Source organism: Streptomyces xanthophaeus, from assembly GCF_000725805.1.
GTDB lineage: Bacteria > Actinomycetota > Actinomycetes > Streptomycetales > Streptomycetaceae > Streptomyces > Streptomyces xanthophaeus.
Genome location: NZ_JOFT01000018.1, coordinates 137332 through 155129, shown reverse-complemented (window position 1 = coordinate 155129; position 17798 = coordinate 137332). Strand labels below are relative to the sequence as shown.

General features: G+C 70.1%; 19 protein-coding genes. 13 read left to right on the top strand and 6 right to left on the bottom strand.

The features are described 5' to 3' along the window. The first annotated feature begins 314 nt into the window (after positions 1-314). The 11 genes from IO30_RS0113160 (at position 315) to IO30_RS0113110 (ending at position 9073) form a co-directional block, all read left to right on the top strand. Positions 315-1547 (top strand): cytochrome P450 family protein, encoded by a 1233-nt coding sequence (locus IO30_RS0113160; protein ID WP_037893906.1) that lies wholly within the window; start codon positions 315-317, stop codon positions 1545-1547. Continuing rightward, positions 1544-2599: a methyltransferase gene (locus tag IO30_RS0113155; protein WP_051902196.1), complete on the top strand. Its 1056-nt coding sequence runs from the start codon at positions 1544-1546 to the stop codon at positions 2597-2599. Before IO30_RS0113160 ends, IO30_RS0113155 begins: the two co-directional genes overlap by 4 nt. A gap of 20 nt (positions 2600-2619) precedes the next feature. Continuing rightward, positions 2620-3606, top strand: coding sequence for a diiron oxygenase (locus tag IO30_RS0113150; RefSeq protein ID WP_237403400.1), 987 nt, complete (start codon positions 2620-2622; stop codon positions 3604-3606). Beyond that, positions 3603-4133: a dCTP deaminase gene (gene dcd / locus IO30_RS0113145; protein ID WP_031142530.1), complete on the top strand. Its 531-nt coding sequence runs from the start codon at positions 3603-3605 to the stop codon at positions 4131-4133. Before IO30_RS0113150 ends, dcd begins: the two co-directional genes overlap by 4 nt. After that, positions 4130-4657: a dCTP deaminase gene (locus IO30_RS0113140; RefSeq protein ID WP_031142529.1), complete on the top strand. Its 528-nt coding sequence runs from the start codon at positions 4130-4132 to the stop codon at positions 4655-4657. Before dcd ends, IO30_RS0113140 begins: the two co-directional genes overlap by 4 nt. Then, entirely contained in the window at positions 4654-5748 is a 1095-nt protein-coding gene (locus IO30_RS0113135; RefSeq protein ID WP_031142527.1) for a glycosyltransferase family 4 protein, read from the top strand. Before IO30_RS0113140 ends, IO30_RS0113135 begins: the two co-directional genes overlap by 4 nt. A gap of 40 nt (positions 5749-5788) precedes the next feature. Further along, the gene (locus tag IO30_RS0113130; RefSeq protein ID WP_051902193.1) at positions 5789-6460 is read left to right on the top strand and encodes an HAD family hydrolase; all 672 of its coding nucleotides are present in this window, start codon (positions 5789-5791) and stop codon (positions 6458-6460) included. A 5-nt stretch (positions 6461-6465) separates the two neighbouring features. Beyond that, positions 6466-7182, top strand: coding sequence for a copper homeostasis protein CutC (locus IO30_RS0113125; RefSeq protein ID WP_031142523.1), 717 nt, complete (start codon positions 6466-6468; stop codon positions 7180-7182). After that, a complete protein-coding gene (locus IO30_RS40400; protein WP_051859289.1) occupies positions 7172-7654 on the top strand; it encodes an HIT family protein in 483 nt (160 codons plus the stop codon). The genes IO30_RS0113125 and IO30_RS40400 overlap by 11 nt, the downstream gene beginning before the upstream one ends. A gap of 15 nt (positions 7655-7669) precedes the next feature. Continuing rightward, positions 7670-8125, top strand: a complete 456-nt coding sequence (locus tag IO30_RS0113115) for an SRPBCC family protein (protein ID WP_031142519.1) — start codon at positions 7670-7672, stop codon at positions 8123-8125. Positions 8126-8404: 279 nt separating this feature from the next. Beyond that, positions 8405-9073, top strand: a complete 669-nt coding sequence (locus tag IO30_RS0113110) for a hypothetical protein (RefSeq protein ID WP_031142517.1) — start codon at positions 8405-8407, stop codon at positions 9071-9073. A 33-nt stretch (positions 9074-9106) separates the two neighbouring features. Here the strand turns inward: IO30_RS0113110 and IO30_RS0113105 are convergent, their stop codons facing one another. Further along, complete coding sequence (locus IO30_RS0113105; protein WP_031142515.1) at positions 9107-9541, bottom strand: hypothetical protein; 435 nt, start codon at positions 9539-9541, stop codon at positions 9107-9109. A gap of 136 nt (positions 9542-9677) precedes the next feature. Here IO30_RS0113105 and IO30_RS0113100 point away from each other — a divergent pair, with 136 nt between their 5' ends. Both IO30_RS0113100 and IO30_RS0113095 read left to right on the top strand, forming a co-directional pair. Further along, positions 9678-9992 (top strand): Ku family protein, encoded by a 315-nt coding sequence (locus IO30_RS0113100; protein ID WP_031142513.1) that lies wholly within the window; start codon positions 9678-9680, stop codon positions 9990-9992. Between the two features lie 80 nt (positions 9993-10072). Continuing rightward, positions 10073-11305 (top strand): hypothetical protein, encoded by a 1233-nt coding sequence (locus IO30_RS0113095; RefSeq protein ID WP_078904662.1) that lies wholly within the window; start codon positions 10073-10075, stop codon positions 11303-11305. A 111-nt stretch (positions 11306-11416) separates the two neighbouring features. Here IO30_RS0113095 and IO30_RS0113090 read toward each other — a convergent pair whose 3' ends face one another. Genes IO30_RS0113090 through IO30_RS41880 form a run of 5 tightly spaced genes read right to left on the bottom strand, consistent with a single transcriptional unit; the run spans position 11417 to position 17365 of the window. Continuing rightward, positions 11417-11821 carry a hypothetical protein gene (locus tag IO30_RS0113090; RefSeq protein WP_031142509.1) on the bottom strand — a complete coding sequence of 135 codons (405 nt, stop codon included), beginning with the start codon at positions 11819-11821 and terminating at the stop codon, positions 11417-11419. Next, positions 11811-13976: a hypothetical protein gene (locus tag IO30_RS46895; protein WP_157853221.1), complete on the bottom strand. Its 2166-nt coding sequence runs from the start codon at positions 13974-13976 to the stop codon at positions 11811-11813. Before IO30_RS46895 ends, IO30_RS0113090 begins: the two co-directional genes overlap by 11 nt. Then, a complete protein-coding gene (locus tag IO30_RS0113080) occupies positions 13973-15841 on the bottom strand; it encodes a hypothetical protein (protein WP_078904661.1) in 1869 nt (622 codons plus the stop codon). Before IO30_RS0113080 ends, IO30_RS46895 begins: the two co-directional genes overlap by 4 nt. Beyond that, complete coding sequence (locus tag IO30_RS46350; RefSeq protein WP_209439893.1) at positions 15838-17136, bottom strand: integrase; 1299 nt, start codon at positions 17134-17136, stop codon at positions 15838-15840. The genes IO30_RS0113080 and IO30_RS46350 overlap by 4 nt, the downstream gene beginning before the upstream one ends. Continuing rightward, complete coding sequence (locus IO30_RS41880) at positions 17129-17365, bottom strand: hypothetical protein (protein WP_051902190.1); 237 nt, start codon at positions 17363-17365, stop codon at positions 17129-17131. The genes IO30_RS46350 and IO30_RS41880 overlap by 8 nt, the downstream gene beginning before the upstream one ends. Positions 17366-17798 lie beyond the last annotated feature (433 nt).

The window sequence follows — 17798 nt, the reverse complement described above, 5'->3', positions numbered from 1 at the left end:
ATTTCATTTGCCACAGCGCGACATTCCCCCATGAATGCATGAATCCTGCCAGGTCCGCACAAGAATCGGCGGCCATGACTGGTCTGGACCACTTTCAGAGACTACCGACATCCAAGTACAAGTTCTAGTCAATGACCTGGTGTTGCACACGACAAGCGGAGGCGTGAAGGAGGAAGCCCCGCACCGCTCTCAACCCACAGTCTGGGAAGCAAGACTGGTCGGCGGACGGACGACACTTTCCCACCCCGGTGCGAGGGTGGGTCCCTCAGCCAGTTCAGGGGGTACAGGTGCAAATACCACCGGATCTCGCTCCGTTGCTCGATTTCAGCCCGTACCGGCTGCTCACGGAACCCGAGACCGTCCACAGCATGATGCGCGCGCAGCCGCCGGTGCGCTTCGTGCAGGAGGAAAGCGGATTCTCCTACTGGCTGATCTCCCGCTACGCCGAGGCCCGTCAGGCACTGGGCTCACCGGGACTCTCCAACGACCCGCGCCGCCTGGAGCACGCGGTCGACGCCCCCCACGGGTACTCCCCGATGGCGAACAACGACCCCCCGGACCACACCCGGCTGCGCCGCCTGGTCTCCCACGGATTCACCCGGCGCCGGATCGCGGCCCTGGCCCCCGAGGCCGAGCGGGTCGTGGGCGAATTCCTGGACCGCCTCGGGCCCTCGGGCCGTGCGGACGTCATCGCCGACCTCGCCTTTCCGCTTCCGGTACTGATCATCTGCGAGCTGCTCGGAGTGCCGACAGGGGACCGGGACGCCTTCCGCACCTGGGCACAGCGCATGCTCTCCACGTCCGCCGTCACCGGGCCGCGTACCCGGGAGGAGCGCTCCCGTCGGCTGCGGCAGTACTTCACCGGGCTGATCGCCGCCAAACGCGTGGAGGTACGCAACGCGTCCCCTTCCCACGCCTCCCCCGACCAGCAGCCCGACCTGCTGAGCGCGCTCGTAGCGGCCCAGGAGGAGGACAACAGCCTGACCGACGACGAGCTCGTCGGCCTGGCCGTCCTGCTGCTGGTCGCCGGGCACGAGACGACCACGAACCTGATAGGCAACGGACTGCTGAGCCTGCTGCTGCACCCCGGCCAGCTGCGCCTGCTCCAGGAAGACCCGTCGCTGCTCCCCGCCGCCGTGGAGGAACTGCTGCGCTACGAAGGCTCCGCCGGGCAGTCGTCCTTGCGCGTGGCGGTCGAGGACACCCTCATCGGACGGACCCTCATCCCCCGGGGGTCCGTCGTCAACATCGGCCTGTCCCTGGCCAATCGGGATCCCGCCGTCTTCCCCGACCCGGACACGCTCGACGTCCGCCGCGAGCACAACCCCCACCTGGCCTTCGGGCACGGCATCCACTTCTGCCTCGGTGCGCCCTTGGCGCGCATGCTCGCCACGGCGGCCCTCGGCGCCCTGCTGGAACGGTTCCGCGGCCTTGCCCTGGCCGGGCACCCGGACGAACTGCGCTGGCGACAGATCAGCATCCTGTGCGGCCTCACCGCACTCCCCATCTCCTTCGAGCCCGTGTTCCCTGAAACGAGTAGTACGTGACGATCAGCGATCCGATGGCGGCGGCCCACCTCTACCGTCTCGCCTTCGGCTTCATCCCCGCTCAGATGATCCATGCCGCAGCCCGCCTCCGGCTCCCCGACCTGCTGGCGGACCGGCCGCTCACGACGGAGGGCCTGGCGGACCTCACCGGCACGCACGCCCCGTCCCTGCGCCGGCTCCTGCGCGGCCTCGCCTCCCTCGGCCTGGTGGAAGAGGCCGAGGACGGCCTCTTCCGGCTGACCCCGGCCGGAGCGCCGCTGCGCTCGGACGTGCCCGGTTCGGTGCGTCCCATGCTCATGCCCTACTTCGACGAGGCGGTCTGGGCCTCCTGGGGGTGTTTCCTCGACTCGGTGCACACCGGACGTCCCTCCGTGGAGACGGTCACGGGCGGCTCGGTCTTCGACCACTTCGCCTCCGACCCCGAACTGTCCGCCGAGTTCCATGCCGCGATGGCGGTGAGCGGCAGCGCCGAGTCCTGGGCCCTCGCCCGCTCGTACGACTTCGACGGCGTGAAGACGGTCGTGGACGTCGGCGGCGGCTCGGGCGCCCTGCTCGCCGGGATCCTGAGCCACCACCCCGCACTGCGCGGCATCCTCGTGGACACCCCCGAGGGCGTGTCCGGCGCGCCCACGGCCCTCGCCGCCGCCGGCGTGGAGGACCGGTGCGAGGTCAGGGCACAGGACTTCTTCGCATCGGTGCCCGGGGGCGGCGACCTCTACGTGATCAAGAGCGTCCTGCACGACTGGGACGACGAGGCGTGCGTGCGCATCCTGCGCAACTGCCGCCGTTCCATGGACGACGCGGCCCGTCTCCTCGTCGTCGAGGTCGTCGCGCCCGCCGTCGTGGACACCACCACCGATCCCTTCCTCGCCGTGAGCGACCTCAACCTGATGGTCCTCACCCGTGGCCGGGAGCGGACCGAAGAGGAGTTCACCCGACTCCTGGAGGCCTCGGGCCTGCGCCTGACGGGCATCGGCGATCCGGTCGGGTTCAACGGGTACCGGACGATCGAGGCGCGCCCGGCAGCCGCGGGAAGCGGTGAAGGCCGATGACAGGGAAGGAAGAGTCCAGAGTGTTGAGAACCATCGAGGAAACCCACGAGTCGGTGGGACCCAGCACCCTCCGCCGGCTCGCCGCGGCCTGGCCCAGGCGGGCCACCGTACGGACCGACATGGAGCGGATCACCGGTGCACAGGAGTACGACCCGGAACTGCTGGACTACCCGGAGTCCCTGATGCCGTTCAGCGCGCACCCCGACTTCCGGAGCGTCGCCGAGAGCAAGCGCCGCACGGTGAACACCCTCGGCTGGATCGCGTACAACGAACGCGTCGTCGCGGCGGAGGAACACGTCGTCAATCCGACCTTCGAGAAGCTCGGCCACGCGGTGTTCCCCGGCGTGGACCGCTTCGAGGTCAAGGAGATCGTGCGGCAGTCGCACATCGACGAGGTGTGGCACACCTACATGCACATGCTGGGCATGCAGCGCACCCGGGAAGCACGGCAGATCAAGGCCGAGCCCGAGGGCGCCCATCCGGTCACCAACCGCCTGCTGTACGAAGCCGCGGACGCGTCCGCCGAGCGCTGGCAGGCGGACATCCTCTACCTGCTGTGGACCACGGTCGGTGAGGTCAGCGTCAACGCGTTCCTCGACCTGATGGCCGGGGACACCACCGTCCAGCCGCTGCACTCCCTGATCGCACGGCTCCACGCGCGCGACGAATCGGCGCACGGTCCGGTCATGGTCGAGATCATGAAGGACGTCTACGTCCATCTGAACAGGGAACAGCAGGACTTCTTCGTGGCGGCGCTGCCCTCCGGTATCAACGCCTTCTGCGCGGAGGACTACGACTGGTGGCTGAAGGTGCTGGAGTTCGCAGGAGTACCGAAGGCCAGGGACATCATCGAGGACTGCAGGCGCGACGGGTCCGGGCAGCTCTCCGAACTGCTCGTGACCGACTTCTCCGGAGTACGCCGCCTGTGCCGCGAACTGGACATCGAAGGCAGGGTGGCCTTCGACTTCGACGCCGGGCAGCCCCGTACCGCGGGGAGCGCCGCATGATCCTCACCGGCCCCGAGATCAGCGCCGCGGCAGAGGACGGGCGCATCGCCATCTCGCCGTTCCACCCGGACCAGGTCAACCCCAACAGCTACAACGTCTGCCTCGGAGACAAGCTGCTCACGTACACCGGCGACGTGATCGACCCCTACCTCCCGAACCCGACGCGTGAGATCACCATCGGGGAGGAGGGCTACGTCCTGGAGCCGGGAGAGCTCTACCTCGGGCACACCGTGGAGCGCGTCGGGTCAGACCTCTACGTACCGCTCCTGTTCGGGCGCTCGTCGGTCGGCCGGCTCGGGCTGTTCGTGGAGATCACCGCGCCGATCGGCGACATCGGCTTCCACGGGCAGTGGACCCTGATGCTCTCGCCGGTCAGGCGTCTGCGGGTCTATCCCGGGATGAAGATCGGTCAGATCATGTTCTTCGTCTCACTGGGACGGGTCGACCTCTACGAAGGCAAGTACCAGTCCGCCACGGGCCCCCAGGAGTCCCGCTACTGGCGTGACGTGGCGGTGTCCGCGAAGTGATCCTCACCCGCGAAGCCATAGCCGCCGCCGTGCGGGACGGCGACATCGCCATCGAGCCCTTCGACCCGGAGCGCATCTCCCCGAACGCCTACGACTGGCACCTGGGTGACCGCATCCGGATCTGCGAGGGCGACGAACTGGACGCGGCGGCCGCGACCCGGGTCACCGAACACGTCATCCCCACCGAGGGCATGGTGCTTCAGCCCGGACAGCTCTACCTCGGAGTCACCCTTGAGCGCACCCACTCCGAGCGCTACGCGCAGATGATCAACGGCGACCGCAGCCTCGGCGCGCTGGGGATCTGGGTGCACGTGTCCGCCCCGCTGGGACACGTCGGCCACGCCATCCGGTGGACCCTGGAGATCCGAGTGGCCCGCCCGGTCCGGGTCTACCCGTTCATGCCCTTCGGGAAGATCGTCTTCATGTCCACCGCCGGTGCGGCCGCCAGCTACCAGCACCTCGGCCACAAGTACACCCGGACGAGCGGGATCGACATCTCGCGGCTGTACGAAGAGCTCCGGTGAGCGGGACACAGGTGCTGACCGGCCTCGACCTGCCCTGGGGCAGCCCCGGGGGCAGCGTCGAGCTGCTCAAGGACCTCTACCTGGGACCGTCGGCACCCCTGCCCGCCCGTACGTTCATGCTCGGCCCGGACGACGGTCCCGCCCCCGGCGGCCAAGCACGGCCCACGCTGCTCGACGTACCGGGCAAGCAGCTGAACGGGGCAGGGTTCTGGTCCTACGTCGAGCGGCTCACCCGTGCCCTGACCCGGCACTTCCCTCCGGGGGAGCAGGATGTCCTCCACCTGCAGCACCTCGCCTTCGGAGCCGCTCCCGCGCTGCTGCGCGGGTATCCGGAGCACCCCGCGATCGCGCTCGTGCACGGCACGGACCTCCTCTTCGCCGAGGAGTTCCCCACGCAGCTGGACGTCCTGGGGCAGGTCGCCGCGGCCGCCCGCACCATCGTGGTGCCGACCGCCGCGATGGCCGACCGGCTCCGCCTGCTGACCCCGGTCGAGGCCTCCCGCATCGTCCACGTCCCCTGGGGCGTCCCCGACCGGCTCCTGACCGGTCCGCCCGCCCGTACGGTCTCCCGTGAGGGTGATCTGCGCGTCCTGTACGCGGGCCGGCTGACCCCGGAGAAGGGCGCTGCCGAACTGGTCACGGCCGTGTCCGGGGCCCCGGGCATCCGGCTCAGCATGGCCTCACCGCTTGGGGAGTTCCAGAGCCTGTCCCAGGCCATGGACACGTCCGCCGTCCGCTACCTGGGGTGGCTGAGCCGACCGGACCTGTGGGCCGCGTTCGCCGAGCACGACCTGCTGGTGATCCCGTCGGCCAAGCTGGAGGCCTTCGGTCTCGTGGCCGTCGAGGCGCAGGCCTGCGGACTGCCCGTGGCCTACCAGGCCGTGCCGGGACTGACCGACGCCCTGGGCGACTCGGCCCTCCCGCTGGATTTCACCGGCGCTCCCCGCCGCACCCGTGACGCCCTGGTCCGGCTGGCCTCGGACCGCAGCGCCCTGGAAGAACTCCGCAGCGCCGGCCACCGGAACGCGTCCCGGTTCCCGTTGTCCAGAACCGCACACGAACTCGGCCGGCTCACCGAACAGTTGCGCTGACCGAGCCCCTCCCCCACTCCCCTGCCACCGAAGGACCCGCATGTACGCTGCCGCACTCTTCGACCTGGACGGCACGCTGATCGACACCGAGCCGCGCAGCCGCGAGGCCTGGACACGGCTGTTCCGCAACAACGGAGTCCCCTACGACGAGGCCACCATCAGGAGCTTCGCCGGACGCCCGGGCAGGGAGGCCCTGCGCGACCACGTGCACGGCTTCCCAGGCCGAACGGTCGACGACCTCTTCGCAGAGGCCCTGCACTACACCACGCTCCCCGACATGCCCGCCGTGGCGACCGTCCCCGGCGCCCTCGAACTCGTGGCCCGGCTCCGCGCGTCAGGCGTTCCGGTGGGACTGGTCACCTCGGGAACCAAGGAGTACGCGAGCGGCGAGCTCGGCGCCCTCGGCGCCCTCTCCCTCTTCGACGTCATGGTCACCGCCGACGACGTGACCCGCGGAAAGCCCGACCCCGAGGGCTACCTCGCCGGCTGCGCCGCCCTGGGCGTCGAGCCGTCGGCCACCGTGGTGTTCGAGGACGCACCGGCAGGGGTGGCCGCGGCCAAGGCGGCCGGAGCCCGCTGCGTCGCCATCGCCGCCGGACACGACGCCGCGGCGCTCGGCGCCGCGGACCTCGTCGTTGCCGACCTCACCGGCATCGCCTGGCCGCCGCAGTTCGGGCCGGTGGCCGGTGCCGTAGCCGGGTCGGAGGGCTGAGGGCCGTGCAGGAGACGGTACTTGAGGTCGTCGTCACCTCCGCGGACGAGGCCGTGGAAGCCGTGGCGGGCGGCGCCGGCCGACTGGAACTGGCGACCGACATGGCCGCCGACGGCATGACCCCTTCCCTCACGGAATTCCTCCGCGTCCGTGACTGCGTGGACGTCCCCCTGCGGATCATGCTGCGGGACAAGGGCGGGTTCCAGGCCGCTGACGTGGACCGGATCCGCGAAACCGCCGCAGCGCTGAAGGCCGCGGGGGCCGATGCCTTCGTCCTCGGGTTCCTCACCCCGGACGGAGCCTTGGACCTGCCCGCGGTCACCGCCGTCCTCGCGTCGGTTCCCGGCTCCCCCTGGACGTTCCACCGCGCCCTCGACCACGCGGCGGACCGGGGCGCGGTGCGCCGTGCCGTCGCCGGGCTTCCCGGACTGGACACCGTCCTGACGGCGGGCTGCGTCGCCGGGGTCGAGGAAGGTCTCGCCGTGGTGACGGCGGAAGCCGACCGGCGGGGCGAACCCGGCTACTCGGCCGCGATCATGGCGGGCGGCGGACTCATGCCGGAGCACGTCCCGACGCTGCGCGCCCACGGGGTCGGCGCCTTCCACGTGGGCACGTCCGTCCGCCGTGACGGCTGGGACAGCCCGGTGGACCGCGCCGCAGTCCTGCGGTGGCGGCGCCTCATCGAAACCGATCCCGAGGAGCTGCGCACCCGTGGCCGCTGAGGTGACGTGCGACTTCTGCGAGATCGTCGCCGGGCGGCTCCACGCCGAGATCCTGTTCCAGGACGAGTCGACCGTGGCCTTCCTCGACAACACCGCGGTGATGGAAGGCCACACCCTCGTCATCCCCCGGGCCCACGCGGCGGACATCTGGGCGGTCTCCGAGGACGATGCCGCCTCGGTGATGCGCACGGCCCACCGGATGGCCGCGCTCCTCGACGCAGCCTTCCCCTCGGACGGTCTGACGCTGTTCCAGGCCAACCGCCCGGCCGGCTGGCAGGACGTCTTCCACCTGCACGTCCATCTGGTCCCCCGACGGGAGTCCGACCACCTCCACCGCCCGTGGACGGCGGAACGCGCCGACCCCGCCGCCCTGGCGCGCACGCGAAGACGAATCCTTGCCGCGAAGGGGGGCGCCACGCCCGCCCGACACCCCGGACCGGTACCCCCTCCGGTTCCGGTCCACCCCCAGTGAGGAAGAATCACGACCATGGCACACCCCCACCTGCCGACCACCGAAGCCGCCGTCAGGGCGATACGCGCGATCGCGGACGACCACGGCCTGGCGCTCACCGTCACCGATGACATCGGGGCCGACCAGACCTCACGCCGCACCTCGGCCGGCCTCTTCACCACCCTGGACCCCGACGGCTCGCTCCCGCACGAGGCGTTCGTCGAACTGTCCGGCGTCCCGGCCGTGAGCGTCCGGATCTTCCCCGAGGACGACGCGAAGATCACCGTCGACCACGTCGAGTTCCACGACGTCCCGCGCGACGCCGTCCCTGCGTTCCTCCGCTCCGTCTACGGCGGCCTGGCCTACACCAAGGGCCGGTTCTTCCCGCCGGGCCAGTGGCTGATCGTGCCCCTGCCCGGCGACGAGACCTACAAGGAACTCATCACGAACCTCAACCTGACCCCCTGGCTCTCCCGCAGCGCCCGCAGCTAGCCCGGCACCACAAACGATGCCGCCCTCCCGTTCTCTCGCCTATTCCGAGCTGTTGCCGAACATCAATCGATCACGGCTCGTCTGTAGCTCCCCAGACCAAGCCGGTTTAGGGACGTGTGACTGAGCGCGATAGGTGGCGCTTGGGCACGCTAGTTGGCGATCGAGCGCGCTAGTTGGCACCCAGGGTCGGGAGATGCCGAGCCGGTCAGTAGGCTCCGTCCTGTGACCAACGATCTCGGGTGCGCCTGTTCGTGCTGCGGGGCCCGCCACTCTGAGCTGCTGTCCTCCCCGGGCGATCACGTTTCGCCTCTCCCGGTCGCGCCTGTCGATCTGAGCCACCGGGCTCACCGGTTCGTCGAGGTGGAGGGCCTCCGGGTTCACCAGTCCGACATCCGGCGTCACCGCGATGTGTGGATCGAGCGCCGAATCCCCGTTGCCGAGATCGACCGGGCCACCGCGTTCCAGGACCGTTGGGGCGGTCTCGCCCTGCCGCCGGCTCCGTTCTACGAAGGCGGTCCACGCGTCCTGAGCGCGGACTGTCCCGAAGGGTCGTCCGCAGAAGGCTGGTCGTTCTCGGCGGGGGACGGCAGGGTGTCCATGGCCTACGGGTTCATGATCGGCCCCGACGGGGCGTTCGGCATCGACGCCGACCGCTGGACACCCCTGCACGCCAGCACGGAGGGGTGGGTGGAAGCCCTGGCCCTAGCCGCCCACGCACGTCGCTGGGCCACGACCATCACCAGGGTCACGGGCAGGGCCGTGGAGGCACTAGATCTCGACAGCTTCGAACCGGTGCCCGAGGTCCAGGGCGTGACCGACGGCTGGTGGCGGGGCGAGGACACCCTCATCGCCGTGTACCGCGGCGAGGCCATGGGCCTCGATGCCCCGCAGTGCCTCGAAGCGCACGTTTACGGCGGCCTGGACGAATGGGGCCTCCACGGAGGCTGACTCCGCGCACCGGGTTCCGACGGCCCTCCCGCACTACGGGGCGAGGTGGTCGACCGGCGGCGGTGTCGCCGTGTCGATGGCCGCGGGGATGAAGTTGATGTGGGGCATGGGCAGGGTGCGGTCGCCGGTGAGGACGAAGAGGATCTCGCGCGCCAGTGCACGTACCGCCGCCCAGGCCGGATCCTTGGCCAGGGCCTCGTACGTCCAGGGGTCGGCCGGCCGGTCCCCGCACATCTCCCGGAAGTGATCCTCGATCGTGCGGAGCTCCTCCATCACGGCTGCCGCGTCGATCTCGTCCGCCTCTTCGCGCGCGAAGACCGGTAGGGCGTTGTCGAAGTCGTACAGGAGGTCGTCCGTGGCGATGGGGAACGACTTCAACCACGCCTGCTGAGCAGCCGCGTCGGCGGCCAGCGGGATCAGGGCGGCGATCATGAGGCGGCGGGCGGAAGAGCCGTAGTAGGTAGACACGGCCACATTCTCGCCTGGCGAGCCAGCGGGCCCACAGCAAGGGCCGGGTACATCGCATCACGAAGAGCGAGGTGCCGACAACCCAGCCCTCGGGTGCGGACCTGAAGCGGGAGCGCCCGGACGGAGAGAGACCCGAGTGAAGTCCCTGTGCACCTCCATCGACCCCATAGCCGCGGGCGCCTCCTACTACGTCACCGCCAACGGCCCCGCCGCCAAGCCCTACATCCTCCTGCGCACCGCCCTGGCCCGCTCCAGCAAGGGCGCCGTCGCCAAAGTCGGCTTCCGCGGCCGCGAATGCCTGGCCCTGCTGCGCACCCTCGGGGGATGTCCTTGTCCTCCACGCGATGCGCTGGCCCGACGAAATCCGCTCGACCTCCGGCGCCCGGTCCCGGACGCCGCGGTCGACGAGAGCGTCGCCCGCACACTTGCCGGCGCGCCCTGTGCAACGTAGTTGGCCCCTGAGCGTTCCAGACGAGCGCTGCAGAGGGCCCAACCGCTGCGGACGGAGACCATGCGGCAAGATGCGGACGCATGACCCTCTCATCGCGTTTCACCATGCCGGGCCAGATCCGCGCTGTGGCCGCATCCGACCCCTCCGGGCCACTGACCGTCACCGGCTACGGCCCGAATCCGCTGGCGACCGTCATCACGCGGGTCGACCTTTCAGGCAAGGTGGAGTGGCAGCGGACCTACCCCGGGACAGGCAAGCCGCAATCCCGTCTGGCCACGGACGGCGCACTGTGGCTCGCCTACCCAGACCGCGACGGTCAGCTCCTGGAAGGTGTTCTGCCGGACGGTTCCACTGGGCCCACCGTCCGCCCGGAGTGCCACGCCGATGAGGAGATCGGCGCATTCGTCCTCCTCGACGACGGGTTCGTCATTTCCTGGGTCAGCGGCTCCCGCACGGTCCGTAGCCACCGAAGCCGACCCACCTCTGTACCGGAGCCTCGCGTGGCCCGGTACACGAAAGAGGGGGAGTGCCTCTGGTCCACGCCGATTGCGCTCGGTGCGGTCTCGTTCCCGGGTGTGGTGGAGATGGGAGACCGGACCGGATGGGAGATCCGGCCGCGTAAACCTTGGGTCCCGGAGGAGATCGGCATTGATCACTGGGAGCCACTGCTCGTATCGGCCGACCGGATCGCAGCCAGTTTCACCGACACACGGGGTGGCATCGGAAGGACGTTCTTCCTCGACCTGGACAGTGGCGCGATCATCTCGGTCACCGCTCCCGCTCCCACAGGCCGAAAGGCGATAGCTGGCCCTGGCCAGTTCCTGCTCGGATCCCAGGGTTACGGTGCCTTCACGACCGGCCGGTTCGGCCGGGACGGCGTCGAAACCGCGCGCTGGGCCAGCCATGGGGCAATGCTCGTCGGCAAGAACGGCGGCGTCTGCGGTCCGGAGCTCGAAAACGGCCTGCCTTCGCGATCACGCTTCCGGCGGCTCGCACCGGACAACAGCCTTGTGGACGGGCCGCCACTGACGGGTTACTACACGTCCTACCCCGCGATGGACTGCGAGGGAACCGCGGTGTTCTGGCGAGACGGCAAGCTGCTCGCTGTGGACACGGATCTCGCCGGACACGAGCTGTTCGCCATGGACGACAGCCGAGCGGTTATCGGTCGTGCGCTACTGCTGAGCGAAGGCAGTGTCGTCGTCTCCCTGGACAACGAGGTCCTGGTCTTCCGTACACCGCTGGGGCCCCTGACCGAGGGCCCCTGGCCGTGCGGGGAAGCGAACCTCAGAGGCAATCCTCTCCTGAGCTGAAACTGCCTGCGTGACGCGGAGGAGACCGAAGCTGAGCATGGAGCTGGCAGAACGGGTCGACTACAAGACTCGTTCACAGGACGCGCTCAACAGCCCATGTCGCCTCGCCCTTCAGGCCCTGGTCGGCAGGCTCCGGACAGGGCTGCGGTGGGTGGTGCGGTCGGTGCGCCTGTCCAGCTCGGTCCGGAGTTCGTGGATGACCTGGGCATAGACTGCGACGCGCTCGCGAAGCCGGTCGTTGTCCTCCCGCAGGGCCTGGGCGGCGGCTTCGGCGTCGATGGCGCGGGCGTGCAGGTGTTGGAACGCGGGCGGGATGCCGTTCGCCTCGGACTTCCGGCGGACGAATTCTTCTTTCAGGTCGACGTGCTTGTGGGTGAGGACCCAGCGCTTGACGCCTGCCTCGGCGGCGAGTTGCAGCGTGGTGAGCGCGCCGGTGGACCGTGTGGGACGTCCGTCGAGCAGCCGCTGGATCGCTGCTGTGATGGCGTCGCGTTCGGCGTCGCGGTCAGTGGCCATCGTGGGGTTCTCCGGTGCGGTCGTGGGCGGTGACGATGTGCTCCAGGCGGTCGAGCTCGTGCTGTTCGCGGGTGTGTCGGAACGCGGGGGCCAGCGGGTCGTCGACGAGCGGCCGTAGCCGCTCGATCTGGACGAGGACTTGTTCGATGTCGCGGTCGGTCCGTGCGATGTTGACGCAGTTCGGGCGGCAATCGTCGAGGTCGGGTGTGCGGCGGGTGCTGTCCTCCTCGCTGTGCAGGCGGCAGGCTGCTCGCTTGGGGTCCAGGACGCAGGTCATGCCCTTGCCGGGGAAGATCTGGAGGTCGGGGTTGGCGAGCATGGTGGTGGCGTGCCGCTTGGTGCGCAGGACTCGGCCGGCGAAGCGAGTGGCGGCTTGGACGCGGTGCCGGTAGGTCTCGGCTGCTGGGCCGCTGACCTGCTCGCCTTCACGTAGGCGCTGGTGTGCGTCGGCGAGGGTGTCCAGCCGGGCCAGCCAGTCTTCGAAGGCGAGGTCGTCGGGGAAGCCGGAGGCGTAGTTTCCGGCGTAGCCGAGGGTCATCTGGACGCGGAGGTGTCCGTATTGGATGGCGGCGGCGACCAGGCCTCGTGGCCGGCGGACGATGAACCAGGCCAGGGTGCGGCGCAGGCGAGCGGAGTAGATGACCGGGTGGACCGGGTCGGGGGGGATGCGGTCGCTGCGGCCGTGCTCGGTGCAGTAGGTCTCGACCCAGGTCAGGAATTCGGCGATGTCGTGGTTGATTCGGGTCTCCGACCGGGAGCCGCCGACGCGGCTGCGCAGGATGGTCGCGCTGTCGCGGCCGTCGGTGAACAACGTCGCCGGGAACAGCCAGGTGCTCGTGTGGAGCCGTTCCAGGATGGCGACGGCGGTGGCGACGGCCTCGGTGACAACCCACGGATCGGCCCGGATCTCACCCTCGGGCATCTTGTCGCCGGCAGCGTCGCGGACACCTTTCCAGTGTCTGCCGCGCAGGAGGACCAGGCCGTGGGCGTGGTCTCGTTCGACGCAGCCGCGTTTCAGACTGAGGGCTTCGCCTGACCGCATCCCCGACAGGTAGGTGATCACGATGAAGCAGGCCGTGCTCAGGTGCCGGGCCAGGAACCCGGCCTCGGTGTATTCGATGGCCCCGTCGTGCCAGGGCTGGCCGTCCAACCGCCCGGTGACCGGCGCGTCCAGCGGCGTGCCCTCGATGACGGGCAGCCCCATCTCGGCGAAAACGGCGCGGTTGCTGGGGTTGTCCAGCGCGCCGCGGGCGGTGTCGAGCACCTTTCCCAGATGCGAGAGGTTGACCCGGAGCGTGCCGTCGTTGTCCCGGATGCCGGGAAGCGGACGTCCCCGCTCGCGGTAATCGCTCAGCAGGACGCGCAGGTCGTCGGTCAGCGCGCCCTTCGGGCGCCGCGGTGGGGGAATGGCCCGGCCCCCGCGGCTGCGGCCGCTGCGCTCGCTGAGGACAAGGTGTTCGCTGAATGCCGCGGTGATGTCCTCGGCGAAGGTCTCCACGAACCGCAGGGACCAGGCCAGCAGCGCCGACATCGTCTCGGGGTGGATCCGGGGCGTCCGGTTCTCTTCGCGGATGGCGCGCCGCTGCTGGAGGATGTCCTGGATTCGCTCGCCGCGCCAGGGCGGTGTTTGCGGCAGCCGGTCGGCCCCGGGCAGCAGGTCCCGGTAGGACCACACCCGGTTCACGATCGAGAGCCGGTCTTCGCGCTGGCCATGGCTGGTCTCGGTTGCTTTGACGTGCGCGGCGTAGTCATCGAGGTCGGCCAGCGACACCTCGCCGAAGCATGTCCGGCCGCGCCCGTAGAGCCAGTCGGTGAACAGCCGGAGGCTGCGGAACATGCAGGTGATGGTGGTGATCGCCAACGTGCGCGGACGGAAGTAGAAGGTGGAGACGCCGGCGCTGGTGTGGTTGAGCAGCAACCACGTGAGCGTCTTGACCGTATGCAGGAACGGTGCCGTGATGGGGCTGAAGTCGATCGAGAACGCGGTGGTGTGGCCCTCGAAGACGGCGGGTGAAAGGCGCCAGCGCTGGTCGGCGAAGACCGACAGGGTGCTGAGGTCGGTCCCGGGGCGCAACGGCCGGTTGAGCAGCACGAGTGTGTCTGGCTCGGGCAGTGCAGGCGCAGATGGGGCCGGGGTGGTGTTCGGGAGGATCATGTCAGGTCGAGTCCTCGGGTCAGGAACCGCTCGACGAGGGCGCGCTGCTCGGCGGTGATTTCGGTGCGGGTCGTGGCGATCGTCGCGGTGGGGAAGCTGGCGAGCAGGTCGGCCAGTTGCGCGACGGGCCCGGCGAAGCGTTCGGCCCAGCGCAGAGGTGTCATCTCCTGCCTGCGGGCCTCCAGTCCGTCCTGGACGGCGATCAGCACCGGCAGGTGCGCCGGAGTCGCGCGGGCGCAGGGACAGGACAGGCAGAGCAGGAACGAGGCCCGGCAGGGCTCACCCGCCGGGCTGTGGGGGCTGGCGAGGTGGTCGGTGCAGCCTCCCAGCACGGTGTCCAGTTCCCCGGCCAACAGCTTCTTCAGAGTGGCCGTCTCCAGGCCGTGGCGCCGGGCGACGGCCTCGGGCCTCTGCCGGGCCTCGGCGACGTCGGCGGCAGTCAGCACGCGCATGACCTGTGCGGCCCTCGCGCCGGCCAGCTGCTCCTCCAGCACGTCGGCGACGACCTTCTGGTACTCGGCGAGGTTGCCGCGGTTGCGGGCCAGATACTCGTTCGCCAGAGTCCGTTCGGTGTGTGCGACCGGCTGCTGGTGGCGTTCCAGCCAGCTCATCCGCAGCCGTCGGCTGTCGGCCACGAGCGGAATCGGAAGACCGTCCTCGTCCAGGGCGTCGGCGCTCAGGTTCGCGCCACGGCTCCAGCTGGCCAGGATCGCATTGGGTAGGCCGGTGCGGAATCCGCGGGCCTTCTCCACTCCCTGGGAGCAGAAGAAGGCCAGGAGCTGATCCGTGCCGAGGTGCGCCCGTGCCGGGCCGGCCAGATCGACCAGCAGCGCGTAGACCCCGAACGGGGTGTGCAGGTCGAACTGCCGGTGCGCGATGCCGCCTGACTCGCCGGGCGCGCTGCCGGACAACGCGGTCGGCATGTGTGCGCGGTCCCGGCCGCGGCGCGGCTTGACCAGGTCCACCACCGCGGTCGCGGTAGTCCCGGTGTGCCCGTCGGCGCGGTGGTGCGTCGCCGTGGCTGTGGAGATCGTGCTGTAGTTCTGCCCGGTCAGGCAGAGCAGCAGCACGCCGGCCGCGCCGATGTCGGCGAAGGTCAGGTGCAGGTCCGCCATCAGTCGGCCCGCCCCGAACGGACGGACGCAGATGCCGGGCTGCCGGCCCCAGCGGGTGTCCCTGCGCGGGACGTCGCCGTGCCGCTCCACGTAATCCAGCAGCTCGCCGTGCTGCCAGGTTCGCGGCTCCGCTTCGGCGTCGACCTGTCCGGCTCGCCAGCGGGCCAGCAATTCCCGCCCGGCGAAGATCCGCTCTGCGGCCCGCCTGAGCTGGGAGCGCGCGGTGGTGGTGATGCGGTCGAACTCGGCCGTGGTGTAGCTGGCGGCGGGCGTGGAGTTGCGCTCCAGGCCCTTACTGGCCAACCGCGCCAGGAAGTCCTGCCCGGCGCCCTCGGGTGCGAACCGCAGCACCGAGCGCAGCGTCGGCAGCTCCCGGTTGAGGTTCGGCGTTCCCAGACCGGCCATCTGAAAGCTCTCCAGGTGGGCGGCTCGAAGCTGCGCCGGATGTGCTGGCGGGCGGTTGAGCGAGGCCAGGTGGTGTGCGAAGCGGCGCAGCAGACCGTAGGCGCTCAGGGCCGAGGAGGTCGTCCTGCGCCGCCCGGCCGGGCCGGTCGCCCCGGCGAAGGCGGTCGCCAGCCACACCACCAGCTCGCGGGCGATGGGGAAGGCGGCGAAGTCGTAGTCGACGGGCGGGCCGCCGCGCTCGGGGAAGAAGCGGACCAGGCACTGGCCGTCGTCGAGGAACAACCGTTGCGGCGCTTGGTATCCGGGTGTCGGCAGCGCAGCCGGGCGCCCGGCAGCGCGGGTCACGACGGCTCTCCGGCGAGCGGGTCGGACAGGACCTGCGGGTGCGTGGCGAACATGGACGCCATCAGGGCCGACAGCGCGAAACCGTGAGCGTGCTCGATCAGCAGCGAGACGTCGAGGTCGCGGAAGGGTTCCAGGTAGGTATCCATGGTGGTGGTCACGTCGGCGTGCCCCAGCAACGTCTTGACCAGATACCAGGTGTCGCCGAACTGGGCGCGGAAGTCGCGTACCTCCTCAGCGTTCAGGTGCGCGACCTGCCGCTCGTAGAGCAGTCGGCCGACCGAGTACCAGCGCAGCGCGAAGGAGTGCCGCATCATGTGCGCGTTGGCCTCGAACGAGGTGAGCCCGGCGCGGGCGACCCGCTCGTTGCCGGTGTCGAAGGTGTGCTGCCAGCCGTGCGCCGCGCGCGGCAGGCCGTCCTCGTTCAGCCAGACCGCCAGCGGTTCCAGTCCTGCGGCGGTCCGGCGGAACAGCCTCTCGCGGGCGCCGGGGTCCAGCGAGTCCAGCGACGCGGTGATCCGTCGGCCGCCTGTGTCGCGCATCTCCAGCCGCCGGTTGCGGGTCCTGCGTTCGACCAGCAGCAGCCCCGGCAGCCGCTCGTAGCGGCAGGCGCGCTGAGCCCGGCGGACCGCTGCGGCGCGTTCGCCTTCCTCGTAGGCCAGGACGTCGACCAGGACGCTGCGCGGCATCCAGAACCGGCGCCCACGGCCGCCCTTGGTGCATGCCTCCGCCAGTCGGCAGGTGTAGTAGGTGCGGGTCTCGTCGTCGGCAGGCAGCTCCAAGCACAGGACGCTGGCCCACTCACTCAGCCGCAGCCCGGTGCCATAGAGCCCGTCGACGAACGCGCAGTCGCGTTGGCTGTTGCGCCCCCGCCACCCGTCGATCTCCCGACCCCGCAGGTCCAGTCCGCGCAGCCCGACGTCGACCCAGCGGGCGTAGCCGGCCGGGTCCAGCCACTTCACGTCCTTGCCGCGTACGAGATGCGGGCCGGCCTCGAACGATTCCGTCACCGTGCCCGGGCCAGGGCCGGGAGCCTGCCGTCGGGCCACCGGATCGCTCACTCCGAACCGGACCCCGGCCCAGCGGTAGAACGCGCTGATCGCGACCAGGTCGTCCAGCACCGTCCCGCCGGCCACCCGCCGGACGTTGGCCTCGGCGGTCATCCGCCAGAACTTGAACCCGGCGACGTCCTCTTCGTCGGCGTCGTGCCAGGCCCGGCCCGCCGCGTCAAGAAACCCCAGCCAGACAGCGACCGCGAAGGCATACTTCCTCCGCGTGCCTGCCCTCGCATTACGCATCCGCGCCGAGGCGAAGAACCCGTTGACCTCCGGTACCGACCACCCATTCGGCCCGCAGCAGCACCGGCTGCCCCGGCTGCGTACCGTGCGCGTGCGCCCACTCCGCCAGCGTCGGCAGGCCCGCCAGCACCGGATCGGCCGCGTACCACGACACCTCCCGCCACGGGTCACACCAATGCACCTGCCACCGCGCCAACGGCCCGGCTTCCACCTCAAGTTCATCGATCATCAACGAGTGAACATACAGCCACTCACAGTCACTGACATCCCAGCAACAGTCGCTTGTGGCTAGAGACCTCCTGGAGAGCGAACCGTCACCGCACGGCTGTCCGGGCGGCCGCCGACGCCGCAGCCTGTTGCGCCTCGGGCCTTCGCAGCAGGCTCCGCCGACGGAAGTTCGGCCCGTGGAGGCGGTTCCATACCGGCGTCAACGTGTTCTGGACGTACGGCCGGAGCCACGAGCAGGCGTCCACCACATGCGGTCGCGCCGACAGGACGGCAACGTACGACGGTCCGGCCATGGCGGCTCCCCCTTCTGCACTGCCCGCGCCCTGAACCTCCGGCACCAGAGTGGGCAGCCGAGCCACGACGAAAAAGAGTGCCGTTCCGGCCAATGCCCGGGCCTCCAAGGCGCAGTTGGTCACAGCGGAAAGCCCCACGCT